Source organism: Pseudomonas idahonensis, assembly GCF_037903935.1.
In the GTDB taxonomy this organism is placed as follows: Bacteria; Pseudomonadota; Gammaproteobacteria; order Pseudomonadales; family Pseudomonadaceae; genus Aquipseudomonas; species Aquipseudomonas danubii.
Window position 1 is genome coordinate 4,408,672 of the sequence record NZ_CP149586.1, and the last position, 23,957, is coordinate 4,432,628.

General features: G+C 60.2%; 22 protein-coding genes. 19 read left to right on the plus strand and 3 right to left on the minus strand.

From position 1 onward, the window contains the following. Positions 1–35: 35 nt before the first annotated feature. From trxB to infA, 4 genes are all read left to right on the plus strand, one after another. On the plus strand, positions 36–986 hold the full coding sequence (trxB, locus tag WIN67_RS19875) for a thioredoxin-disulfide reductase (RefSeq protein WP_102881782.1): 951 nt from the start codon (positions 36–38) through the stop codon (positions 984–986). 72 nt (positions 987–1,058) lie between these two features. Continuing rightward, entirely contained in the window at positions 1,059–1,739 is a 681-nt protein-coding gene (gene aat / locus WIN67_RS19880; protein WP_102881783.1) for a leucyl/phenylalanyl-tRNA--protein transferase, read from the plus strand. A 58-nt stretch (positions 1,740–1,797) separates the two neighbouring features. After that, a complete protein-coding gene (locus tag WIN67_RS19885) occupies positions 1,798–2,505 on the plus strand; it encodes an arginyltransferase (protein ID WP_102864730.1) in 708 nt (235 codons plus the stop codon). 100 nt (positions 2,506–2,605) lie between these two features. Further along, positions 2,606–2,824: a translation initiation factor IF-1 gene (gene infA / locus WIN67_RS19890; RefSeq protein WP_002553999.1), complete on the plus strand. Its 219-nt coding sequence runs from the start codon at positions 2,606–2,608 to the stop codon at positions 2,822–2,824. Positions 2,825–2,950: 126 nt separating this feature from the next. Here infA and clpA read toward each other — a convergent pair whose 3' ends face one another. After that, complete coding sequence (gene clpA, locus WIN67_RS19895) at positions 2,951–5,221, minus strand: ATP-dependent Clp protease ATP-binding subunit ClpA (protein ID WP_102864729.1); 2,271 nt, start codon at positions 5,219–5,221, stop codon at positions 2,951–2,953. A gap of 29 nt (positions 5,222–5,250) precedes the next feature. Beyond that, on the minus strand, positions 5,251–5,613 hold the full coding sequence (gene clpS / locus WIN67_RS19900; protein WP_011062173.1) for an ATP-dependent Clp protease adapter ClpS: 363 nt from the start codon (positions 5,611–5,613) through the stop codon (positions 5,251–5,253). A 224-nt stretch (positions 5,614–5,837) separates the two neighbouring features. Here clpS and cspD point away from each other — a divergent pair, with 224 nt between their 5' ends. Then, positions 5,838–6,095: a cold shock domain-containing protein CspD gene (gene cspD / locus WIN67_RS19905; protein ID WP_339069929.1), complete on the plus strand. Its 258-nt coding sequence runs from the start codon at positions 5,838–5,840 to the stop codon at positions 6,093–6,095. Between the two features lie 79 nt (positions 6,096–6,174). Here cspD and icd read toward each other — a convergent pair whose 3' ends face one another. Then, positions 6,175–7,431, minus strand: coding sequence for an NADP-dependent isocitrate dehydrogenase (gene icd / locus WIN67_RS19910; RefSeq protein WP_102864727.1), 1,257 nt, complete (start codon positions 7,429–7,431; stop codon positions 6,175–6,177). A gap of 505 nt (positions 7,432–7,936) precedes the next feature. On the opposite strand from icd, the gene WIN67_RS19915 reads away from it, so the two are divergent. From WIN67_RS19915 to nuoF, 14 genes are all read left to right on the plus strand, one after another. Next, positions 7,937–10,162, plus strand: a complete 2,226-nt coding sequence (locus WIN67_RS19915) for an NADP-dependent isocitrate dehydrogenase (RefSeq protein ID WP_339069930.1) — start codon at positions 7,937–7,939, stop codon at positions 10,160–10,162. Between the two features lie 147 nt (positions 10,163–10,309). Continuing rightward, positions 10,310–10,756 carry an NUDIX hydrolase gene (locus WIN67_RS19920; protein WP_102881785.1) on the plus strand — a complete coding sequence of 149 codons (447 nt, stop codon included), beginning with the start codon at positions 10,310–10,312 and terminating at the stop codon, positions 10,754–10,756. Positions 10,757–10,827: 71 nt separating this feature from the next. Then, positions 10,828–11,961 (plus strand): tRNA 2-thiouridine(34) synthase MnmA, encoded by a 1,134-nt coding sequence (mnmA, locus tag WIN67_RS19925; RefSeq protein WP_102864724.1) that lies wholly within the window; start codon positions 10,828–10,830, stop codon positions 11,959–11,961. Then, complete coding sequence (hflD, locus tag WIN67_RS19930) at positions 11,958–12,581, plus strand: high frequency lysogenization protein HflD (protein ID WP_339069931.1); 624 nt, start codon at positions 11,958–11,960, stop codon at positions 12,579–12,581. Before mnmA ends, hflD begins: the two co-directional genes overlap by 4 nt. Positions 12,582–12,700: 119 nt before the next feature. Then, positions 12,701–14,071 (plus strand): adenylosuccinate lyase, encoded by a 1,371-nt coding sequence (gene purB, locus WIN67_RS19935; protein ID WP_019092906.1) that lies wholly within the window; start codon positions 12,701–12,703, stop codon positions 14,069–14,071. A gap of 83 nt (positions 14,072–14,154) precedes the next feature. After that, positions 14,155–15,321, plus strand: a complete 1,167-nt coding sequence (locus tag WIN67_RS19940) for a cupin domain-containing protein (RefSeq protein ID WP_102864722.1) — start codon at positions 14,155–14,157, stop codon at positions 15,319–15,321. Next, a complete protein-coding gene (locus WIN67_RS19945) occupies positions 15,314–15,736 on the plus strand; it encodes a GNAT family N-acetyltransferase (protein ID WP_102864721.1) in 423 nt (140 codons plus the stop codon). The genes WIN67_RS19940 and WIN67_RS19945 overlap by 8 nt, the downstream gene beginning before the upstream one ends. Positions 15,737–15,912: 176 nt before the next feature. After that, the gene (locus WIN67_RS19950) at positions 15,913–16,668 is read left to right on the plus strand and encodes a secretin N-terminal domain-containing protein (protein WP_102864720.1); all 756 of its coding nucleotides are present in this window, start codon (positions 15,913–15,915) and stop codon (positions 16,666–16,668) included. 514 nt (positions 16,669–17,182) lie between these two features. Further along, positions 17,183–18,508: an isocitrate lyase gene (gene aceA, locus WIN67_RS19955; RefSeq protein ID WP_011062184.1), complete on the plus strand. Its 1,326-nt coding sequence runs from the start codon at positions 17,183–17,185 to the stop codon at positions 18,506–18,508. Between the two features lie 602 nt (positions 18,509–19,110). Then, positions 19,111–19,524 carry an NADH-quinone oxidoreductase subunit A gene (locus WIN67_RS19960; protein WP_011062185.1) on the plus strand — a complete coding sequence of 138 codons (414 nt, stop codon included), beginning with the start codon at positions 19,111–19,113 and terminating at the stop codon, positions 19,522–19,524. Positions 19,525–19,534: 10 nt separating this feature from the next. Beyond that, complete coding sequence (locus tag WIN67_RS19965) at positions 19,535–20,209, plus strand: NuoB/complex I 20 kDa subunit family protein (protein ID WP_011062186.1); 675 nt, start codon at positions 19,535–19,537, stop codon at positions 20,207–20,209. 70 nt (positions 20,210–20,279) lie between these two features. After that, positions 20,280–22,061, plus strand: a complete 1,782-nt coding sequence (nuoC, locus tag WIN67_RS19970; RefSeq protein WP_102864719.1) for an NADH-quinone oxidoreductase subunit C/D — start codon at positions 20,280–20,282, stop codon at positions 22,059–22,061. A 2-nt stretch (positions 22,062–22,063) separates the two neighbouring features. Beyond that, positions 22,064–22,561 carry an NADH-quinone oxidoreductase subunit NuoE gene (gene nuoE / locus WIN67_RS19975; RefSeq protein WP_011062188.1) on the plus strand — a complete coding sequence of 166 codons (498 nt, stop codon included), beginning with the start codon at positions 22,064–22,066 and terminating at the stop codon, positions 22,559–22,561. Then, positions 22,558–23,913, plus strand: coding sequence for an NADH-quinone oxidoreductase subunit NuoF (nuoF, locus tag WIN67_RS19980; protein ID WP_253164795.1), 1,356 nt, complete (start codon positions 22,558–22,560; stop codon positions 23,911–23,913). The genes nuoE and nuoF overlap by 4 nt, the downstream gene beginning before the upstream one ends. The last annotated feature ends 44 nt before the right edge of the window (positions 23,914–23,957 follow it).

Consider the following 23,957-nt stretch of genomic DNA (forward strand, 5'->3'; position numbering starts at 1 on the left):
TTCTCTTTTGTGACAAAGGCTTATGAGGTGTTTTTATGAACCAAGCGAAGCATTCACGCCTGATCATTCTGGGCTCTGGCCCTGCCGGTTACAGCGCCGCCGTTTATGCCGCGCGTGCCAACCTCAAACCGACAGTGATCACCGGCTTGCAAGCCGGTGGCCAACTGACCACCACCACCGACGTCGACAACTGGCCTGGTGACGTCGAAGGCCTGACCGGCCCGGTGCTGATGGAGCGCATGCAGAAACATGCGGAGCGCTTCGACACCCAGATCGTCTATGACCACATCCACACCGCTCAGTTGCAGCAACGGCCGTTTATCCTCATCGGCGACAGCGGCACCTACAGTTGCGACGCGCTGATCATCGCCACCGGCGCGTCGGCGCAGTACTTGGGCCTGCCATCGGAAGAAGCGTTTGCCGGCAAAGGGGTTTCCGCCTGCGCCACCTGCGACGGCTTTTTCTATCGCAATCAGGTGGTGGCCGTGGTGGGTGGTGGCAATACCGCCGTGGAAGAGGCCCTGTACCTGTCCAACATCGCCAAGGAAGTGCACCTGGTGCACCGCCGCGACAAGCTCCGCGCAGAGAAAATCCTCCAGGACAAACTGTTCGACAAGGCCACCAACGGCAATATCCGCCTGCATTGGAACCAGCATCTGGACGAGGTGCTGGGTGATGCCAGCGGCGTGACCGGCGCCCGCCTCAAGGACAGCCACAGCGGAGAAACCAAGGATCTGGCACTGGCTGGGGTGTTTATCGCCATCGGCCACAAGCCCAATACAGAGCTGTTCCAGGGACAACTGGAGATGCGCGACGGCTACCTGCTGATCAAGGGTGGCAGCGAAGGCAATGCCACCGCCACCGGCATCCCGGGAGTATTCGCCGCCGGCGATGTGGCCGACCACGTCTACCGCCAGGCCATTACGTCCGCCGGTGCCGGCTGCATGGCAGCTCTGGATGCAGAAAAATTCCTCGACGACAACTAAGCCCTCGCCCTACGCTTGTGGCGGGCCATCATCGGCCCGCCACCGCCCTCCCCTGCCGTAAGTCTGGATGCCATGCTGACCTGGTTACAACGCAACAAGCTTGATTTCCCCCCATTGGAAAAGGCCATGCGCGAGCCCAACGGGCTGCTGGCTGCGGGCGGTGATCTGTCCGCCGATCGCCTGATTCAGGCCTATCGTCACGGCTGCTTCCCTTGGTTTTCCGAGGGTCAACCGATCCTCTGGTGGTCCCCTGACCCACGCACCGTGCTACTGCCGGACGAGCTGCATGTCTCCCGCAGCCTGGGCAAGCTGTTGCGCAAACAGCGCTATCAAGTGACTTTCGACCAGGACTTCGCCGCAGTCATCAGTGCCTGCGCAGCACCTCGGGCTTATGCCGACGGCACCTGGATCAGCGAGGCGATGCAACAGGCCTATTTGCAATTGCATCAGCGCGGCTATGCCCATTCGGTGGAAGTCTGGGATCAAGGCATGTTGGTGGGAGGGCTGTACGGCCTGGCCATGGGCCAACTGTTTTTTGGCGAATCGATGTTCAGCCGTGCCGACAACGCCTCGAAATTCGGATTCGCCACTCTGGTACAGCATCTGAAGGAGTGGGGATTTGTATTGATCGACTGCCAGATGCCTACCGAGCATCTGCACAGCCTGGGTGCACGCTCCATTTCCCGACCCGAGTTCGCCGACTACCTCGCGCGTCACCTGGATCAGCCGAGCCGCGCCATATGGGTTTCCTAGGCGGGTTTGACGGCTGTGGCTTACACTTAATTTCAAAGCTTATTCCGAGGGTTGACTCATGACCGAGTTGGCGCGCCTGAAGTTTTATGCCACTCAACCCCATTCTTGCAGCTACCTGCCCGACGAACAGGCCACCACCTTGTTCCTCGATCCCAGCCAGCCCATGGACGTGCATGTCTACGCAGATCTGTCGGAAATGGGGTTTCGTCGCAGCGGCGATCACCTGTACCGCCCCCACTGCCAAAACTGCAACGCTTGCGTCCCGGCGCGCATTCCAGTGGCGCAGTTCCTACCCAATCGTCAGCAAAAACGCATTCTCAAACGCAACAGCGACCTGAGCGTACAAGCGGCCAAACCTGGCTTCAGCGAAGAGTACTTCGACCTTTACCAACGCTACATCGAGCAACGCCACGCCGACGGCGACATGTTCCCCCCCAGCCGCGACCAGTTCTCGACCTTCCTGGTGCGTGACCTGCCGTTTTCCCGCTTCTACGAGTTCCGCCTGGAGGGGCGCCTGCTGGCGGTGGCCGTTACCGACCTATTGCCCAACGGGCTTTCGGCGGTCTACACCTTCTATGAACCCGATGAAGAGCGCCGCAGCCTCGGGCGCTACGCGATCCTCTGGCAAATCGGCGAAACCCTGCGCCTGGGGCTGGACGCGGTGTACCTCGGCTACTGGATCAAAAACTGCAAAAAGATGAACTACAAGACCCAATATCGCCCCATAGAGCTGCTGGTTAACCAGAGATGGGTGATCCTCAACTAGAAGGTCTTGGCTTAAACCCCACTTTTCGGGCACAATGCACGCCGCTTTTGCCTGGCGCAGTTGCACCGGGCCATTCATTGGACACCGAGGGCTTTACTGCATGTCGAAAGAAGACAGCTTCGAAATGGAAGGCACTGTCGTCGACACCCTGCCCAACACCATGTTTCGTGTGGAGTTGGAAAATGGGCACGTCGTAACCGCGCATATTTCCGGCAAGATGCGCAAGAACTACATTCGTATTCTTACCGGTGACAAAGTGCGCGTCGAGCTGACGCCCTATGACTTGAGCAAAGGGCGCATCACTTACCGCGCTCGCTAAGCAAGTCAATACAAGACGCCCGGTTATGCCGGGCGTTTTTGTTCGTCTGCAAAAAACTGTTCAAATCCCAGATAGCACAAAGGCACCCTCCGGTGCCTTTGGCGGTACTGCTGCGTTACGCGGCCATCAAGCCATTTCCGCCGTGGTCTCGAAATCGAAGGTCAACTCGCCATCCTTGATGTCGATGTGTACCACACCGCCATGATCGGACAATTCGCCAAACAGGATCTCCTCGGCCAGGGGACGCTTGATCTTGTCCTGGATCAAACGCGCCATCGGACGTGCACCCATGGCCACGTCGTAACCACCGGCGGCCAGCCAGCTGCGAGCGGCATCGGTCACTTCCAACTGTACGCGCTTGTCTTCCAACTGCGCTTGAAGCTCGGTAAGGAACTTGTCCACCACGCTCTTGATCACTTCGTGACTCAGGCGACCGAACTGGATAATGGTGTCCAGACGGTTGCGGAACTCCGGCGTGAAGCTCTTCTTGATCACTTCCATGGCATCGGAAGAGTGATCCTGATGAGTGAAGCCGATAGAAGCTCGCGCCGCGGTTTCAGCACCGGCGTTGGTGGTCATGATGACGATCACATTGCGGAAATCCGCCTTGCGCCCGTTGTTGTCGGTCAGGGTGCCGTGATCCATCACCTGCAGCAGCAGGTTGAAGACTTCCGGATGCGCCTTCTCGATTTCATCAAGCAGCAATACGCAATGCGGCTGCTTGGTGATCGCTTCGGTCAGCAAGCCACCCTGGTCGAAACCGACATAGCCGGGAGGCGCACCAATCAAGCGCGATACGGTGTGCCGCTCCATGTACTCGGACATGTCGAAGCGCACCAGTTCGATACCCATGGCCTTGGCCAACTGCCGAGCCGCTTCGGTCTTGCCGACACCGGTAGGACCGGCGAACAGGAACGAACCCACCGGCTTGTCCGGAGACTTCAGACCCGCACGGGACAACTTGATGGCGGTAGACAGCGAATCAATCGCCGCATCCTGGCCAAACACCGTCAACTTGAGATCGCGCTCAAGGTTGCGCAGCAGCTCTTTGTCGGAACTGGTGACATGTTTTGGCGGAATACGGGCAATTTTCGCCACGATATCCTCGACCTGAGCCACCTCGATGCGCTTCACGCGCTTCTCGGCCGGCTGCAGACGCTGGTAGGCGCCCGCCTCGTCGATGACGTCGATGGCCTTGTCCGGCATATGCCGGTCATTGATGTAGCGCGAAGCCAGTTCAGCCGCGGCACGCAGGGCTTCATCACTGTATTCGATGCTGTGATGCTGCTCGAAGCGACCTTTGAGACCGCGCAGGATGCCAATGGTGTCCTCGACCGAAGGCTCGGACACATCGACCTTCTGGAAGCGCCGAGCCAGGGCCCGGTCCTTCTCGAAGATCCCACGGAATTCCTGGAAGGTGGTCGAACCGATGCAACGGATATCACCTGAGGACAGCAGCGGCTTGAGCAGGTTCGAGGCATCCATTACCCCACCGGAGGCCGCACCGGCACCGATGATGGTATGAATCTCGTCAATGAACAGAATCGCCTGGGGACGCTTCTTCAATTCGCCCAGCAACGCCTTGAAGCGCTTCTCGAAGTCGCCACGGTATTTGGTACCCGCCAGCAACGCCCCGAGATCCAGGGAGTAGACAACGCTGTTGGCCAACAGGTCTGGAACCTGATTGTCGACAATGCGCTTGGCCAAGCCTTCGGCAATGGCGGTCTTGCCCACACCCGCCTCACCCACCAACAACGGATTGTTCTTGCGTCGACGAGCGAGGATCTGCGCAACGCGCTCGACCTCCTGCTCGCGACCCACCAACGGATCAATCCGCCCTTGACGGGCCAATTCGTTGAGGTTGCTGGCATAGGCATCCAGAGGATTGCCCGAAGAAGACGACTCACCACCCTCTTCGTCCTGCATATCCTGTTCACCTTCAGAATGATCACCATGCCCAGGCACCTTGGAAATGCCATGGGCGATGTAATTGACCACATCGATACGGGCAACGCTCTGCTGTTTCAGCAGGAACACGGCCTGACTCTCTTGCTCACTGAAGATTGCCACCAGCACATTGGCGCCGGTGACTTCACGCTTGCCCGAGCTCTGTACATGAAAGACAGCACGTTGCAGCACACGCTGGAAACCCAGGGTTGGCTGAGTCTCGCGATCCTCGTCGTGCACAGGAATCAGCGGCGTGGTGGAGTCGATGAACTCCTGCAGGTCGTGCTTGAGTTTGTCGAGGTTTGCTCCGCAGGCACGTAAAACGGTGGCGGCGGCCTCATTATCCAAAAGAGCCAACAGAAGGTGCTCGACGGTCATGAATTCATGACGCTTCGAACGGGCCTCCTTGAAGGCGAGATTGAGGGTGACTTCGAGCTCGCGGTTTAACATAGCTTCACCTCATACCCAAGTGGTCGGCGTTAACCGTCCTTCTCGATTTCACAGAGTAGCGGATGCTGGCTTTCCCGGGCGTACTGGTTGACCTGCATGGCCTTGGTCTCGGCGATGTCGCGGGTAAACAATCCACACACTGCCCGCCCTTCGGTATGGACGGCCAGCATGACCTTGGTCGCCAGCTCGCGATTCAGGTTAAAAAACATCTCGAGCACTTCGACGACGAAATCCATCGGGGTGTAGTCATCGTTGAACAAAACCACCTTGTACATCGGCGGCGCCTGTAACGCAGGCTTAGCTTCCTGTACAGCCAAGCCAGCGGAATCGTCGTCGTGCAAGTCCGGGCGATCCTGATTGAATGTTAGTCGAATCTGGCTGATTGCATGCATGGAAAGAAAGGTTCGTCAGTTGTGCAAATACAGTGGTGGGGGCGCCCTGGACGGAATTCAACTCCGACCGCCGGGTCACCTTGACTATCGGCAAAACGGTGTTACAACCAATAGGGCCCACATTGGGTAATAAACGTCCGCGGCGTCAACCTTTTTACCAAGTTTGGCGGCGGATGAACTGGATGATACTCCAGTGATGGAGTCTGTTGCAGAGGGATATGAGTATGGCTAGCGGTAAGGTCAAGTGGTTCAACAATGCCAAGGGCTATGGCTTTATTAATGAGGAGGGCAAGACTGACGATCTGTTTGCCCATTACTCGGCCATCGATATGGATGGCTACAAGACCTTGAAAGCCGGGCAGGCAGTGAGCTTCGAGATCATCCAAGGCCCCAAGGGGCTGCATGCAATCAAAATCAGCGCCTTGAAGGTACCCGGCGAAATCGTCATCGCCGAGGTCCAGACCGAAAGCGCCCTGAGCTGATTCATCCAACATCCAGTCATAAAAAAACCGGCCGACTCAAGGGATTGAGTCGGCCGGTTTGCTTTCAGCCCAAATTCGCTTACATGTGCGAGATCAGTGCATCACCGAATGCCGACGAAGACAGCAGGGTCGCGCCCTCCATCAGACGCTCGAAGTCATAAGTCACCGTCTTGGCCGAGATGGCGCCGTTGGTGCCCTTGATGATCAGGTCGGCCGCTTCGGTCCAGCCCATGTGGCGCAGCATCATCTCCGCGGAGAGAATCAGCGAACCCGGATTGACCTGGTCCTTGCCGGCATACTTGGGCGCGGTACCGTGGGTCGCTTCGAACATGGCCACGGTGTCAGAAAGGTTGGCACCCGGCGCGATACCGATACCACCCACTTCCGCCGCCAGGGCGTCGGACAGGTAGTCACCGTTGAGGTTGAGGGTGGCGATCACATCGTATTCGGCCGGGCGCAGCAGGATCTGCTGGAGCATGGCGTCAGCGATAGCATCCTTGACGATGACGTTCTTGCCGGTTTTCGGGTTCTTGAACTGCATCCAAGGACCGCCGTCCAGCAGGGTTGCGCCGAACTCTTCAGCCGCCACTTCATAGGCCCACTCTTTGAAGGCACCTTCGGTGAACTTCATGATGTTGCCTTTGTGGACGATGGTCAGCGAGTCGCGGTCGTTATCCACTACATACTGCAGCGCCTTGCGCGCCAGACGCTTGGTGCCCTGCAGGGAAACCGGCTTGACGCCGATGCCGCAGTTTTCGTCGAAACGGATCTTGGTGACGCCCATTTCTTCTTTAAGGAACTTGATGACCTTGGTGGCTTCTGCCGTACCGGCCTTCCACTCGATACCGGCGTAAATGTCTTCGGAGTTTTCACGGAAGATGGTCATGTCCACATCGCCAGGCTTTTTCACCGGGCTAGGCACGCCTTCGAACCAGCGCACCGGGCGCAGGCACACATACAGGTCCAACTGTTGACGCAGGGCCACGTTCAGGGAACGGATGCCACCACCGACCGGAGTGGTCAGCGGGCCCTTGATGGAAACCACGTAGTCCTTTACCGCGTCCAGGGTTTCCTGAGGCAGCCAGGTATCCTGGTCGTACACTTGAGTCGCTTTTTCCCCGGCATACACTTCCATCCAGGAAATCTTGCGTTCGCCGCCGTAAGCCTTCTTAACCGCAGCATCGACAACCTTGATCATGACCGGGCTGATATCAACACCAATACCGTCGCCTTCGATGAAAGGAATAATCGGGTTGTTAGGAACATTGAGAGAATGGTCTGCGTTGACGGTGATTTTGTCGCCGACTGCTGGAACCTGAATCTTCTTGTATCCCATGCTGAACTCCGTTGTGTGGATTGAACATCTGGCTGCGTTCGAGCGTAACCCAGTTGAATCTGGACGGGAACCTCATGTTCCACCCATATGCCGTGAAAGCTGCACAGTTCGCGGCCTACAAGCCTGAAAGCAAAGGGAAAAGTGCCAAAATCGAGCACCTCGAGCGACTCTACGCCTACCCCCCGCCTGCGACCTTTAGACCAATGGACGAGAACGGGCTCCTATGAAGCATCGGCGTTTTGCTAGCTACCTATGTATAATGCCGCCGCTGACCACAGAGTCACGACGGCCGAACGCTCTGCTACCGAAAAAAACAAGCCGAGAATGGCCGCCCAAAGCCGGGTTGTTACCGCAGCCCACCCGCTTGACGCTCGACTGATGCACCCAACATCACCGCGAAGAAACCTCGACATTCGGCTCATGGATGACCTTTGAACGAAAGCGCTTACCCGGCGCACCTCGAGTTTCTGCGCACGCTTTAGCAAAGAAGAGAGTTAATCCGAATATGCCCACCCGCTCGAAGATCATCTACACCTTCACCGACGAAGCCCCGGCCCTCGCCACCTATTCCCTGCTGCCTATCGTAGAAGCCTTCACCGCTTCGGCTGATATCGCCGTGGAAACCCGCGACATCTCCCTGGCCGGCCGCATCCTCGCCAGCTTCCCTGAGCAGTTGGGTGCCAAAGCGGTACCGGACCACCTCGCCGAACTGGGCGAACTGGCGGTCACCCCGGAAGCCAACATCATCAAGCTGCCGAACATCAGCGCCTCGGTACCGCAGCTGCAGGCCGCGATCAAGGAACTGCAGGCCCAGGGCTACGCCCTGCCGGACTACCCGGAAACCGTGACCTGCGACGCCGACAAAGACGCCAAGGCGCGTTACGACAAGGTCAAGGGCAGCGCCGTGAACCCGGTTCTGCGTGAAGGCAACTCCGACCGCCGCGCTCCGCTGTCGGTGAAGAACTACGCGCGCAAGCACCCGCACAAGATGGGCGCCTGGGCCAAGGACTCCAAGTCCCACGTTGCCCACATGAGCAACGGCGACTTCTACGGCAGCGAAAAAGCCGCCCTGATCGAAGCCGCAGACAGCGTCAAGATCGAACTGATCGCCCAAGACGGCACAGCCACCGTCCTGAAAGAAAAAACCACCGTGCAAGCCGGTGAAATCCTCGACTGCGCCGTGATGAGCAAAAAGGCCCTGCGCGCCTTCATCGCCGCTGAAATCGAAGACGCCAAGAAGCAAGGCGTACTGCTGTCGGTGCACCTCAAAGCCACCATGATGAAAGTCTCCGACCCGATCATGTTCGGCCAGATCGTTGCCGAGTTCTATCAGGACGCCCTGAGCAAGCACGCCGCTGTGCTGCAGGAAATCGGCTTCAACCTGAACAACGGCATCGGCGACCTGTACGCCCGCATCAAGGCCCTGCCGGCCGAGCAGCAAGCTGCGATCGAAGCCGACATCCAGGCGGTCTACGCAGCCCGCCCTGCCCTGGCGATGGTCAACTCTGACAAAGGCATCACCAACCTGCACGTGCCGAGCGACGTGATCGTCGACGCCTCGATGCCGGCCATGATCCGTGACTCCGGCAAGATGTGGGGCACCGACGGCCAGCTGCACGACACCAAGGCGGTGATCCCAGACCGTTGCTACGCCACCATCTACCAGGCCGTGATCGAAGACTGCAAAGCCAACGGCGCGTTCGATCCGACCACCATGGGCAGCGTGCCGAACGTTGGCCTGATGGCGAAAAAAGCCGAAGAGTACGGTTCCCACGACAAGACCTTCGAAATCAAGGCTGATGGCGTGGTTCGCGTGACCGACAGCCAAGGCAAGCTGCTGCTGGAGCAGAAAGTCGAAGCCGGCGACATCTTCCGCATGTGCCAGACCAAAGACGCGCCGATCCAGGACTGGGTCAAGCTGGCCGTCAACCGTGCTCGCGCCAGCAGCACCCCAGCGATCTTCTGGCTGGACCCGATGCGCGCCCACGACGGCGTGATGATCGAAAAAGTTCAGGCCTACCTGAAAGATCACGACACCAGCGACCTGGACATCCGCATCATGTCCCCGGTTGAAGCCATGAAGTTCACCCTGGCCCGCACCCGCGACGGCAAGGACACCATCTCGGTGACCGGCAACGTACTGCGCGACTACCTGACCGACCTGTTCCCGATCATGGAACTGGGCACCAGCGCCAAGATGCTGTCGATCGTGCCACTGATGAACGGTGGCGGCCTGTTCGAAACCGGCGCCGGCGGTTCGGCCCCGAAGCACGTGCAACAGCTGCTGGAAGAGAACTTCCTGCGCTGGGATTCCCTGGGTGAGTTCCTGGCCCTGGCCGCTTCCCTGGAGCACCTGGGCAACACCTACAACAACCCGAAAGCCCTGGTACTGGCCAAGACCCTGGACCAGGCTACCGGTCAGTTCCTCGACAACAACAAGTCGCCATCGCGCAAAGTCGGCAACATCGACAACCGCGGCAGCCACTTCTACCTGGCGCTGTACTGGGCACAAGCCCTGGCCGCCCAGACCGAGGACGCTGCCCTGCAAGCACAGTTCAGCACCCTGGCCAAAACCCTGACCGAGAACGAAGCGACCATCGTCGCCGAGCTCAACGCCGTACAGGGCAAGCCTGTGGACATCGGTGGCTACTACAGCGCCAACCCTGAGCTGGTGAGCCAGGCCATGCGCCCGAGCGCCACCCTCAACGCGGCCATCGCTGCGCTGGTGTAAGCACGAGCGAACACACGAACCCCGGCCCCGCGCCGGGGTTTGTGCTTCTGGAGTCCGCAGGAGCCGGCCTGCCGACGAAACAGACAGCGCTCGCTTCGCCGGCAAGCCGGCTCCTACAATGCTCACCCTTTATAAAGGAGTGCCTTTATGGAATGGCAACCGCATATCACTGTCGCCACCATCGTCGAGGACCAGGGCCGCTTCCTATTCGTCGAGGAGTACTCGGGCGAACAGGCCGTGCTCAATCAGCCTGCCGGGCACCTGGATGCCAATGAAAGCCTGCTCCAGGCGGCCATCCGCGAAACCCTGGAGGAAACCGGCTGGGACGTGGAGTTGACCGGCGTGGTCGGCATCTACCTGTACACCGCCCCCAGCAACGGCGTGACCTACCAGCGCGTGTGCTTTGCCGCCAAGCCGCTGCGCCATCATCCGGACTATCAACTGGACGACGGCATCATCGGCCCACGCTGGCTGAGCCGCGAGCAACTGCTGGAGCAACGGGCCAACTGGCGCAGTGAGCTGATCCTGCAGTGCCTGGACGACTACCTGGACGGCCAACTGCACAGCCTGGCGCTGATCCGACCAATGCTTTAACCGCAGTTTTAGCCTTGCAGGCCTCAGCCTGTTAGAATCGCGTCCTTTTTCAAGACACCCATTGAATTCCTATGCGTGATCCAGCCCCTTCTGACACCCAAAAGAAGCGCGTCATTGTCGGCATGTCCGGCGGCGTGGATTCTTCCGTTTCCGCCCTCCTGCTGATGGAGCAGGGATACCAGGTGGAAGGCCTGTTCATGAAGAACTGGGAGGAAGACGACGGAACCGAGTACTGCACCGCCATGGACGACCTGGCGGATGCCCAGGCCGTGTGCGACAAGCTTGGCATCAAGCTGCACACCGCCAACTTCGCCGCCGAGTACTGGGACAACGTGTTCGAGCACTTTCTGGCCGAGTACAAGGCCGGTCGCACGCCGAACCCGGACATCCTCTGCAACCGCGAAATCAAGTTCAAGGCGTTCCTCGACTACGCCATGATGCTCGGCGCCGACCTGATCGCCACCGGCCACTATGTGCGCCGCCGCGACATCGACGGCCGCACCGAACTGCTCAAGGGCCTGGACCCGAACAAGGACCAGAGCTATTTCCTGCATGCCGTTGGCGGCGAGCAGATCGCCAAGACCCTGTTCCCGGTGGGCGAGCTGGAAAAACCCGAAGTACGCGCCATCGCCGAGAAACACGACCTGGCTACTGCAAAGAAGAAAGACTCCACCGGCATCTGCTTTATCGGTGAGCGGCGCTTCAGCGACTTCCTCAAGCAATACCTGCCGGCCCAGCCCGGCGAGATCAAGACCACCGAAGGTGAAGTCATCGGCCGCCACCACGGCCTGATGTACCACACCATCGGCCAACGCCAGGGCCTGGGCATCGGCGGCCTGAAAGACGCCGGCGAAGAGCCGTGGTACGTGCTGATCAAGGACCTGGAGCACAACGAGTTGATCGTTGGCCAGGGCAACGATCACCCCTGGCTGTTCTCCCGCGCCCTGCTGGCCTCCGACATCTATTGGGTCAACCCTATCGACCTGAGCCAGCCACGGCGCCTGACCGCCAAGGTGCGCTACCGCCAGAGCGACCAGCCCTGCACCCTGGAAAAGACCGCCAACGGCTACCGCGCCACCTTCGACGACCCGCAACGCGCCGTAACTCCCGGCCAGTCGGTGGTGTTCTACGACGGTGAAATCTGCCTCGGTGGCGGCGTCATCGAAGTGGCCGAACCCTGGAGCAGCAAGGACGTCCGTCCATGAGCCCGATTCAGGAGCAACTGACGGCACTGGGCGGCGTATTCCTCGCAGCAGTGCTGGTGGATCGTATTGCCAAGACAGGTCAAGTCAGCGAAGCGGCCTTGAGCTGCATGCTCGGCAGCCTGCTGATCCGTGATCCGAAGGACGCCCTGGAAGTCTATGGCGGCGACGACATCAACCTGCGCGAGGGCTACCGCGCCCTGATCGGCGCCCTGGAGCGCGACCCCAGCACGCTGCAACGCGAGCCGCTGCGCTACGCCTTGTCGATGCTTGGCCTGGAACGTCAGCTGGCCAAGCGCGAAGACCTGCTGGAAACCATCGGCAAGCGCCTGCCGCAGATCCAGTCCCAGGTCGAACACTTCGGCCCGGCCCACGAAAACGTCATTGCCGCGTGCGGCGGGCTGTACCAGGACACCCTGAGCACCCTGCGCCAGCGCATTCAGGTACATGGCGACATGCGCAACCTGCAGCAACCGAGCAATGCCTCGAAAATTCGCGCCCTGCTGCTGGCCGGCATTCGTTCCGCACGCCTGTGGCGCCAGTTGGGCGGCCATCGCTGGCAACTGGTGATCAGCCGGCGCAAATTGCTCAAAGAGCTTTATCCATTGATGCGCAGCAGCTGAGCTGCGCCTGATTTTTCAAGAGCTGCGCGTAAGACGCTGGTCAGTTGGCAACGGACCTGCGGATATTTTCATGTATGATACGCGCCCCATTTCGTTGCCCGACTGTCCGAGAACACCCCATGCAGCTCTCTTCGCTCACTGCGGTTTCCCCTGTTGACGGCCGCTACGCCGGCAAAACCCAGGCCCTGCGCCCCATTTTCAGCGAATACGGCCTGATCCGTGCTCGCGTCCTCGTTGAAGTGCGCTGGCTCCAGCGCCTGGCCGCCCACAGCGCCATCAGCGAAGTGCCGGCGTTCTCCGCCGAAGCCAACGCCGTCCTCAATGCCCTGGCGGAGAACTTCTCCCTGGAGCACGCCGAGCGTGTCAAAGAGATCGAACGCACCACCAACCACGACGTCAAGGCCATCGAGTACCTGCTCAAGGAACAAGCCGCCAAGCTGCCTGAGCTGGCCAACGTCAGTGAATTCATCCACTTCGCCTGCACCAGCGAGGACATCAACAACCTGTCCCACGCCCTGATGCTGCGCGAAGGCCGTGATGAAGTGATGCTGCCGCTGATGCGCCAGACCGCCAACGCCATCCGCGAACTGGCGATCCGTTTCGCCGAAGTGCCGATGCTGTCGCGCACCCACGGTCAGCCGGCCTCGCCGACCACCCTGGGCAAAGAGCTGGCCAACGTGGTGTACCGCCTGGAGCGTCAGATCGCTCAGGTCGCCGCAGTGCCGCTGCTGGGCAAGATCAACGGCGCCGTGGGCAACTACAACGCCCACCTGTCGGCCTACCCGGACATCGACTGGGAAGCCAACGCCCGCGCCTTCATCGAAGACGAACTGGGCCTGGCCTTCAACCCCTACACCACGCAGATCGAGCCGCACGACTACATCGCCGAGCTGTTCGACGCCATCGCCCGCTTCAACACCATCCTGATCGACTTCGATCGCGATATCTGGGGCTACATCTCCCTGGGCTACTTCAAGCAGCGCACCATTGCCGGCGAAATCGGTTCCTCGACCATGCCGCACAAGGTCAACCCGATCGACTTCGAAAACTCCGAAGGCAACCTGGGCATCGCCAACGCCCTGTTCCAGCACCTGGCGAGCAAGCTGCCGATCTCCCGCTGGCAGCGCGACCTGACCGACTCCACCGTCTTGCGCAACCTGGGCGTGGGCTTCGCTCACAGCGTGATCGCCTACGAAGCCAGCCTCAAAGGCATCAGCAAACTGGAGCTCAACGCCCAGAAGATCGCCGAAGACCTGGACGCTTGCTGGGAAGTCCTGGCTGAGCCGATTCAGACCGTGATGCGTCGCTACAACATCGAAAATCCGTACGAAAAGCTCAAGGAACTGACCCGCGGCAAGGGCATCAGCCCAGAAGCGCTGCAGACTTTCATCGACGGGCTGGACATGCCCGCCGCGGCCAAGGCCGAGCTCAAGCAGCTCACCCCAGCCAGCTACATCGGTAATGCCGCGGCCCAGGCCAAGCGCATCTGACCGACTGCTCGACCTTTTGACGCCCGGCCGCGCCGGGCGTTTTTATTCCTGCTAGAAAAGTACATTTTTTCAATAGGTTACACATGAATCCTGATATTCCTCTTCAACTTCTGGGCGGCATCACTGCACGGGAATTTCTGCGTGACTACTGGCAGAAGAAGCCCCTGCTGATCCGTCAGGCCCTGCCTGACTTCGAAAGCCCGATCGAACCTGACGAACTGGCCGGCCTGGCCCTGGAAGAAGAAGTCGAATCGCGCCTGGTGATCGAGAAAGGCGAACGCCCCTGGGAGCTGCGTCGCGGCCCGTTCGCCGAAGACGAGTTCAGCAAGCTGCCGGAGCGCGACTGGACCCTGCTGGTCCAGGCCGTGGACCAGTTCGTCCCGGAAGTCGCCGAGCTGCTGGAGCACTTCCGCTTCCTGCCGAGCTGGCGCATCGATGACGTGATGATCAGCTTCGCCGCACCGGGCGGTAACGTCGGCCCGCACTTTGACAACTACGACGTGTTCCTGCTGCAAGGCCACGGCAAGCGCAACTGGAAGATCGGCCAGATGTGCGACTCCGAGAGCCCGCTGCTGCAGCACGCGGACCTGCGCATCCTCGCCGAATTCGAAGAGACCGAAAGCTGGGTCCTGGAGCCGGGCGATATGCTCTACCTGCCCCCACGCCTGGCCCACTACGGTGTCGCGCTGAACGACTGCATGACCTACTCGGTGGGCTTCCGCGCCCCGAGCGCCGCTGAAGTGCTGACTCACTTCACCGACTTCCTCGGCCAGTTCCTGCCGGACGAAGAGCGCTACACCGACGCCGACGTGCAGCCGGCCAGCGACCCGCACCAGATCCAGCAGGATGCCCTCGATCGCCTCAAAGGCCTGCTGGCCGAGCACATGAGCGACGAACGCCTGCTGCTGACCTGGTTCGGCCAGTTCATGACCGAGCCACGCTACCCGGAACTGGTGGTCGGCCCGGAACTGGAAGAGGACGACCTGCTGGGCAGCCTGGAACAGGGCGCTATCCTGATCCGCAATCCAAGCGCGCGCCTGGCCTGGTCGGAGGTCGATGAAGACCTGTTGCTGTTCGCCAGCGGCCAAAGTCGCCTGCTTCCCGGTAAACTGCGCGAGCTGCTGAAAATGATTTGCGCCGCCGACGCCCTGCATATCGACAACCTCGGCCCTTGGCTGGCGGATGAAGATGGGCGCGGCCTGCTGTGTGAACTGGTCAAGCAAGGGAGCCTGGGGTTTGCCGATGAATAAGATTCACGTACGTGTCGCAGACTGGCAAAAGGATAACGCCGAGATCCGGCGCATTCGTGAAGCAGTGTTCATTGCCGAGCAATCGGTTCCGCCCGAGCTGGAGTGGGATGCCGACGACGACAGCGCGGTGCACTTTCTGGCCTGCGAGGGTGATTTCCCTATCGGTACCGCGCGCCTGCTGCCGGACGGCCATGTCGGCCGGGTCTCGGTACTCAAGGACTGGCGCGGCCTCAAGGTCGGCGATGCGCTGATGCGTGCAGTGATCGACGAAGCCGAGAAGCGCGGGCTGAAGCAACAGATGCTCAGCGCCCAGGTCCAGGCCACGCCGTTCTACGAGCGCTTGGGCTTCTCGATTGTCAGCGAGGAATTCCTCGAAGCGGGAATCCCCCACGTCGACATGGTTCGCGGCGCCTGACCGACAAGCCCCAGCGGCAATGGCCAGAGCGAACGCCCCGCCATCCCCTTGCGCCCACCAGGCGCAAGACCAGGATGCCGGGGCGTTTTGCCGTCTAGGATTCAACTTGCCCCACCCAAAGCCGACAAAGTGTCAAACTCAAGGCTTTACGCCAGCTACTCGCGGAGATAACGGATATGTCCCTACGCACCTTGCTCACGACGCTGCTGCTGACCTTCAGCTGCTCGGTCATGGCCGCCACCGAGATCGTGCCCCTCAACAACCGCACCAGCGCTGACCTGCTGCCGGTGGCGCAGAATTTTCTGGGCAAGGACGGCAAGGTCAGCGCCTATGGCAACCAACTGATCGTCAACGCCGAGCCGGGCAAGATCGCCGAGCTGCGGGCCTTCATTGCGCAACTGGATACCGCGGCCAAGCGTCTGCTGATCACCGTCGACACCAACGAGAACAACTTCCAGGACAACCAGGGTTATTCGGTCAATGGTGCACCGCAAACGCGCATCATCAATCGCAGCACCGAGAGCCGCGATGGCGGCATCCAACAGGTCCAGGCCAGCGAAGGCGTGCCGGCGCTGATCCAGGTTGGCCAGAGCGTGCCGCTGACCACCACCCAGACCGATCCTTACGGTCGCCTGCAAAACCAGACTCAATACCGCAACGTCACCCAGGGCTTCTACGTGACAGCCAGCGTCACCGGCGAGACCGTGCACCTGAGTATCAGCACCAACCGCGACCGCATGAGCCAGGAACGACCTGATGTAGTGAACGTGCAAAGTACCGACACAACTGTCAGTGGGCGCCTCGGCGAGTGGATCACCCTGGCCGGGGTCAATCGCCAGACCCAGGCCGACAAGCAGGCCCTGGGCCGCAGCTACTCGACTCAAGGACGGGATGACATGACCTTGCGCGTCAAGGTCGACGCCTTGGACTAAAGCACCAAAAACTGACTGATTAGTCGTATTAGACCAAAGATGTAGTGCCACAAAAAAAGCACTACAAAACATTTGACGAGCCAAAAAACCGCGGGCATGATGGCCTCGCTCCCGCTAATCAGGGGCCCTGGCAAGGGCCTTCGGATCGCAGCTCTAACCTACCCACCTGAGCCGATTCGTGTCTGTACTGCCCACAAGGTGTGTTTGACGAGATTGCGACTGGAACGAAGTTGTCCCGAGGGACGGAAGCGTATTTAGGTCGATCGGCAACACACTGATGGAACGCACCAAGGCCCACGACGCCCGCATGCGCACCGCAGCTCGCCTTCACCTGCTCACTCTCCCCTCGAGCCCATCGTTCACCCGTCGCCATCCCCGCCAGACCCGACTGGACCGCCTAAGCTTCCTGGTCAGCGAGCAGCCTTCCACGCAACGTTACGACGCGTGATCGGCGGAGCCGGAATTCTCCAACCAAGAACGACTTTTTACACAAGACGCGACGAGGTTTATCTCCATGGCACTGACACGCGAACAGCAAATTGCAGCCCTTGAAAAAGACTGGGCTGAAAACCCGCGCTGGAAAGGCGTGACTCGCACCTACTCCGCTGCCGACGTGGTCCGTCTGCGTGGCTCGGTTCAACCCGAGCACACCCTGGCACGCATGGGCGCCGAGAAGCTCTGGAACCTGGTCACCCAAGGTGCCAAGCCGTCCTTCCGTCCTGATAAAGATTTCGTCAACTGCATGGGCGCCCTGACCGGCGGCCAGGCTGTACAACAGGTTAAAGCCGGTATCCAGGCTATCTACCTGTCGGGCTGGCAAGTGGCTGCGGACAACAACTCCGCCGAATCCATGTACCCCGACCAGTCGCTGTACCCGGTGGATTCGGTTCCGACCGTGGTCAAGCGCATCAACAACTCGTTCCGTCGTGCCGACCAGATCCAGTGGAAAGCCGGCAAGAATCCGGGCGACGACGGCTACATCGACTACTTCGCACCTATTGTGGCCGACGCTGAAGCCGGTTTCGGCGGCGTACTGAACGCCTACGAGCTGATGAAGAGCATGATCGAAGCGGGCGCCGCCGGCGTTCACTTCGAAGACCAGCTGGCTTCCGTGAAGAAGTGCGGCCACATGGGCGGCAAGGTGCTGGTTCCAACCCAGGAAGCCGTACAGAAGCTGACCGCTGCCCGCCTGGCGGCCGACGTTGCCGGTGTACCGACCATCATCCTGGCCCGTACCGACGCCAACGCTGCTGACCTGCTGACTTCGGACTGCGACCCGTACGACCAGCCGTTCGTGACCGGCACCCGCACCCAGGAAGGCTTCTACAAAGTGAAAGCTGGCCTGGATCAAGCGATCGCCCGCGGCCTGGCTTACGCTCCGTACGCCGACCTGATCTGGTGCGAAACCGCCAAGCCGGACCTGGACGAAGCTCGTCGCTTCGCCGAAGCAATCAAGAAGGAATACCCGGACCAAATCCTGTCGTACAACTGCTCGCCTTCCTTCAACTGGAAGAAAAACCTGGACGACGCGACTATCGCCAAGTTCCAGCGCGAACTGTCCGCCATGGGTTACAAGCACCAGTTCATCACCCTGGCCGGCATCCACAACATGTGGCACAGCATGTTCAACCTGGCGCACGACTACGCCCGCAACGACATGACCGCCTACGTGAAGCTGCAAGAGCAGGAATTCGCTGACGCCGCCAAAGGCTACACCTTCGTGGCTCACCAGCAGGAAGTGGGCACCGGCTACTTCGACGACATGACTACCGTGATCCAGGGTGGTTCGTCCTCGGTAACCGCTCTGACCGGTTCCACCGAAGAAGAGCAGTTCCACTGATTCCAGGCCTCGCGCCTTGATCGAGCGGCCAATGCAGGCCCGGTAAAAACAACTGCATTGCTGTACAACTGACGCCCCGACTGGTTCGGGGCGTTTTTTTGCCCGCCGAACCTGCAGCAACCAGCTTGCCGGCGAACCGCTCCCCTGCGCCCCCCTCGAAAACCTCGAGACACCCGCCCCCTGCAAAAAAGCTCGCCAAACATTGATCCAGAGCGGTGCTACCCAGAGCGAAACAGGTTAAAAGGTGCGCCCCTGCTACTTGCAGTAACAGGGATATAACAAGCAACTTTCCCACTCCCCGAAGGGAAGCAGATTAAAACAACACCTAAACAATATTGATTATCATTTAGCCACTGTAACTTTCGTTGCAGCAGCAACAAAACATAATTAACAAAACCTCCCCTAATGCCCACAGGCCGCGGCTTACGGGGCTACAGGGGTGAGCTATGTCCTTATTACGATAAACAATTTCGCTTTAGAAATTTTACTTGCCCGGTGTTTAGCCATAAAATCAGCGCGATTGATTGCGCTGCGACATATCGTCACTGCTTTATTTCTTTATCAAGCTCAGAGACTCTTGCTCTCTGTTAAGGATTACCAGCATGCCCGAAGCGACAGGACTCATGGCCCACAACTGGGGCTTTGCCATTTTCCTTCTGGGTGTTGTCGGCCTTTGCGCCTTCATGCTCGGCGTCTCCAGCCTCCTCGGGTCAAAAGCCTGGGGCCGCAGCAAAAACGAACCGTTCGAGTCCGGCATGCTACCTACCGGTGGCGCCCGCTTGCGGCTCTCAGCCAAATTCTATCTGGTCGCGATGCTCTTCGTGATCTTCGATATCGAAGCCCTCTTTCTCTTTGCCTGGTCTGTGTCCGTCCGCGAAAGCGGCTGGACCGGATTCGTCGAAGCTCTCGTTTTCATAGCAATTCTGTTGGCAGGTCTTGTCTACCTTTGGCGAGTGGGGGCTCTTGACTGGGCTCCGGAAGGTCGTCGTAAGCGGCAGGCGAAGCTAAAACAATGAGGCTTTGGCGATGCAATACAATCTCACCAGGATCGACCCCGATGCTCCTAACGATCAGTACCCGATCGGCGAACGGGAAACCGTTTCCGATCCGTTAGAGGATCAGGTCCACAAAAACATCTTCATGGGCAAGCTGGAAGACGTGCTGAGCGGCGCGGTCAACTGGGGGCGTAAGAACTCCCTGTGGCCGTACAACTTCGGTCTGTCCTGCTGCTACGTGGAAATGACCACTGCCTTCACGGCGCCCCACGACATCGCGCGCTTTGGCGCCGAGGTTATCCGGGCATCGCCGCGTCAGGCGGATTTCATGGTTATTGCCGGCACCTGCTTCATCAAGATGGCGCCGATCATCCAGCGTCTCTATGAGCAAATGCTCGAGCCTAAATGGGTTATCTCCATGGGTTCGTGCGCCAACTCCGGTGGCATGTACGACATCTACTCCGTAGTTCAGGGGGTGGACAAGTTCCTGCCCGTGGACGTCTACGTACCTGGCTGCCCGCCCCGCCCTGAAGCGTTCCTGCAAGGCTTGATGCTCTTGCAAGAATCCATTGGCCAGGAGCGTCGCCCACTTTCCTGGGTCGTCGGTGATCAAGGCGTGTACCGCGCCGAAATGCCGTCGCAAAAGGAGCAGCGCCGCGAACAGCGTATTCAGGTCACCAACCTGCGCAGCCCTGACGAAGTCTGATCCAGATCTGTTCTGACAAAGAAACGACACTGGCTTCACTCTTTACGTTGACCGAAAGCGATAAAAAACCATGACTACAGGCAGTGCTCTGTACATCCCGCCTTATAAGGCTGACGACCAGGATGTGGTCGTCGAACTCAATAACCGTTTTGGCCCTGAGGCGTTCACCGCCCAGGCCACCCGCACCGGCATGCCGGTGCTGTGGGTTACCCGCTCCAAACTCGTTGAAATCCTGACCTTCCTGCGCAACCTGCCCAAGCCGTACGTCATGCTCTATGACCTGCATGGCGTGGACGAGCGCCTGCGCACCAAGCGTCAAGGCCTGCCGAGTGCCGATTTCAGCGTGTTCTACCACTTGCTGTCGATCGAACGTAACAGCGACGTGATGATCAAGGTGGCCCTGTCCGAAGGCGATCTCAGCCTGCCGACCGTCACCGGTATCTGGCCCAATGCCAACTGGTACGAGCGTGAAGTCTGGGACATGTTCGGCATCGACTTTGCCGGTCACCCTCACCTTTCGCGGATCATGATGCCGCCGACCTGGGAAGGTCACCCGCTGCGCAAGGACTTCCCGGCCCGCGCCACCGAGTTCGACCCGTTCAGCCTGACCCTGGCCAAGCAGCAGCTGGAAGAAGAAGCCGCACGCTTCCGTCCGGAAGACTGGGGCATGAAGCGTTCCGGTGCCAACGAGGACTACATGTTCCTCAACCTGGGCCCGAACCACCCCTCGGCCCACGGTGCCTTCCGCATCATCCTGCAGTTGGACGGTGAAGAGATCGTCGACTGCGTTCCGGACATCGGCTACCACCACCGTGGTGCCGAGAAAATGGCCGAGCGTCAGTCCTGGCACAGCTTCATCCCTTACACCGACCGTATCGACTACCTCGGCGGGGTGATGAACAACCTGCCGTACGTGCTCTCGGTCGAGAAGCTGGCCGGCATCAAGGTACCGGAGAAGGTCGACGTCATCCGCATCATGATGGCCGAGTTCTTCCGCATCACCAGCCACCTGCTGTTCCTGGGTACCTACATCCAGGACGTCGGTGCCATGACCCCGGTGTTCTTCACCTTCACCGACCGCCAGCGTGCCTACACCGTGATCGAAGCCATCACCGGCTTCCGCCTGCACCCGGCCTGGTACCGCATCGGCGGCGTCGCCCACGACCTGCCCCGCGGCTGGGAAAAGCTGGTCAAGGACTTCGTTGAATGGCTGCCCAAGCGCCTCGACGAATACACCAAGGCCGCCCTGCAGAACAGCATCCTCAAAGGCCGGACCATCGGCGTTGCCGCCTACAACACCAAGGAAGCCCTGGAGTGGGGCGTCACCGGTGCCGGCCTGCGTTCCACCGGCTGCGATTTCGACCTGCGCAAGGCTCGTCCGTACTCCGGCTACGAGAACTTCGAGTTCGAAGTTCCACTGGCGGCCAACGGTGACGCCTACGACCGCTGCATGGTTCGCGTCGAGGAGATGCGCCAGAGCATCAAGATCATCGATCAGTGCCTGCGCAATATGCCGGAAGGCCCGTACAAGGCGGATCACCCGCTGACCACGCCGCCGCCGAAAGAGCGCACCCTGCAGCACATCGAAACCTTGATCACGCACTTCCTGCAGGTTTCGTGGGGTCCGGTGATGCCGGCCAACGAATCCTTCCAGATGATCGAAGCGACCAAGGGCATCAACAGTTATTACCTGACGAGCGATGGCGGCACCATGAGCTACCGCACCCGGATTCGCACCCCAAGCTTCGCCCACCTGCAGCAGATCCCTTCGGTGATCCGCGGCAGCATGGTCGCGGACTTGATCGCGTACCTGGGTAGTATCGACTTCGTTATGGCCGACGTGGACCGCTAAGCATGAACAGCACGCTTATCCAGACAGACCGTTTCGCCCTGAGCGAAACCGAGCGCTCGGCCATCGAGCACGAGATGCATCACTACGAAGACCCGCGCGCGGCGTCGATCGAAGCACTGAAGATCGTCCAGAAGGAACGTGGCTGGGTGCCGGACGGCGCGGTCTACGCCATCGGCGAGATCCTTGGCATCCCCGCCAGCGACGTTGAAGGCGTGGCGACGTTCTACAGCCAGATCTTCCGTCAGCCAGTGGGTCGCCACATCATTCGCGTCTGCGACAGCATGGTCTGCTACATCGGCGGCCACGAGTCCGTGGTCAGCCAGATTCAGAGCGAGCTGGGCATCGGCCTCGGCCAGACCACCGCCGACGGCCGCTTCACCCTGCTGCCGGTGTGCTGCCTGGGCAACTGCGACAAAGCCCCGGCGCTGATGATCGACGACGACACTTTCGGCGACGTACAGCCTGCTGGCGTGGCCAAACTGTTGGAGGGCTACGTATGACCCTGACCTCTTTCGGCCCTGCGAACCGCATTGCGCGTACCGCAGAAACCCACCCACTGACCTGGCGTCTGCGTGACGACGGCGAGCCGGTATGGCTCGACGAGTACCAGGCCAAGAACGGCTACGCGGCGGCCCGCAAGGCTTTCGCTGACCTGTCACAGGACGACATCGTCCAGACCGTCAAGGATGCCGGCCTCAAGGGCCGCGGCGGTGCGGGCTTCCCCACCGGCGTGAAGTGGGGCCTGATGCCCAAAGACGAGTCCATGAACATCCGCTACCTGCTGTGCAACGCGGACGAAATGGAACCTAACACCTGGAAGGACCGCATGCTGATGGAGCAACTGCCCCATCTGCTGATCGAAGGCATGCTGATCAGTGCCCGTGCACTGAAAACCTACCGCGGCTACATCTTCCTGCGGGGCGAATACACCACCGCCGCCAAGCACCTGCGGCGTGCCGTGGAAGAAGCCAAGGCCGCAGGCCTGTTGGGCAAGAACATCCTGGGCAGCGGTTTCGATTTCGAGCTGTTCGTCCACACCGGCGCCGGGCGTTACATCTGCGGTGAAGAAACCGCACTGATCAACTCCCTGGAAGGCCGTCGCGCCAACCCACGCTCCAAGCCGCCCTTCCCTGCTGCCGTAGGCGTGTGGGGCAAGCCGACGTGCGTGAACAACGTCGAGACCCTGTGCAACGTGCCGGCGATCATCGGCGACGGTGTGGAGTGGTACAAATCCCTGGCCCGCGAAGGCAGCGAAGACCACGGCACCAAGCTGATGGGCTTCTCCGGCAAAGTGAAGAACCCTGGCCTGTGGGAGCTGCCCTTCGGCGTGACCGCACGCGAGCTGTTCGAAGACTACGCCGGCGGCATGCGCGACGGCTTCAAGCTCAAGTGCTGGCAGCCAGGCGGCGCCGGTACCGGCTTCCTGCTGCCAGAACACCTGGATGCGCAAATGTATGCCGGCGGCATCGCCAAAGTGGGCACCCGCATGGGTACCGGCCTGGCCATGGCGGTGGACGACAGCATCAACATGGTGTCGCTGTTGCGCAACATGGAGCAATTCTTCGCCCGTGAATCCTGCGGCTTCTGCACCCCTTGCCGTGATGGCCTGCCATGGAGCGTCAAACTGCTGATGGCTCTGGAGAACGGCCAGGGCCAGCAAGGCGACATCGAGACCCTGCTGGGTCTGGTGGGGTTCCTCGGCCCAGGCAAGACCTTCTGTGCTCACGCACCGGGTGCCGTGGAGCCGTTGGGCAGTGCCATCAAGTATTTCCGTCCAGAGTTCGAAGCCGGCATCGCGCCCACCAGCGCCGCCGTCCCGCCTCTGGCCCGACCGATCGTAGTCGGCGCGTAACGCTTAGATGAGGGCGCAGGGTCCGTGCCCTGCGCTCGACGTGC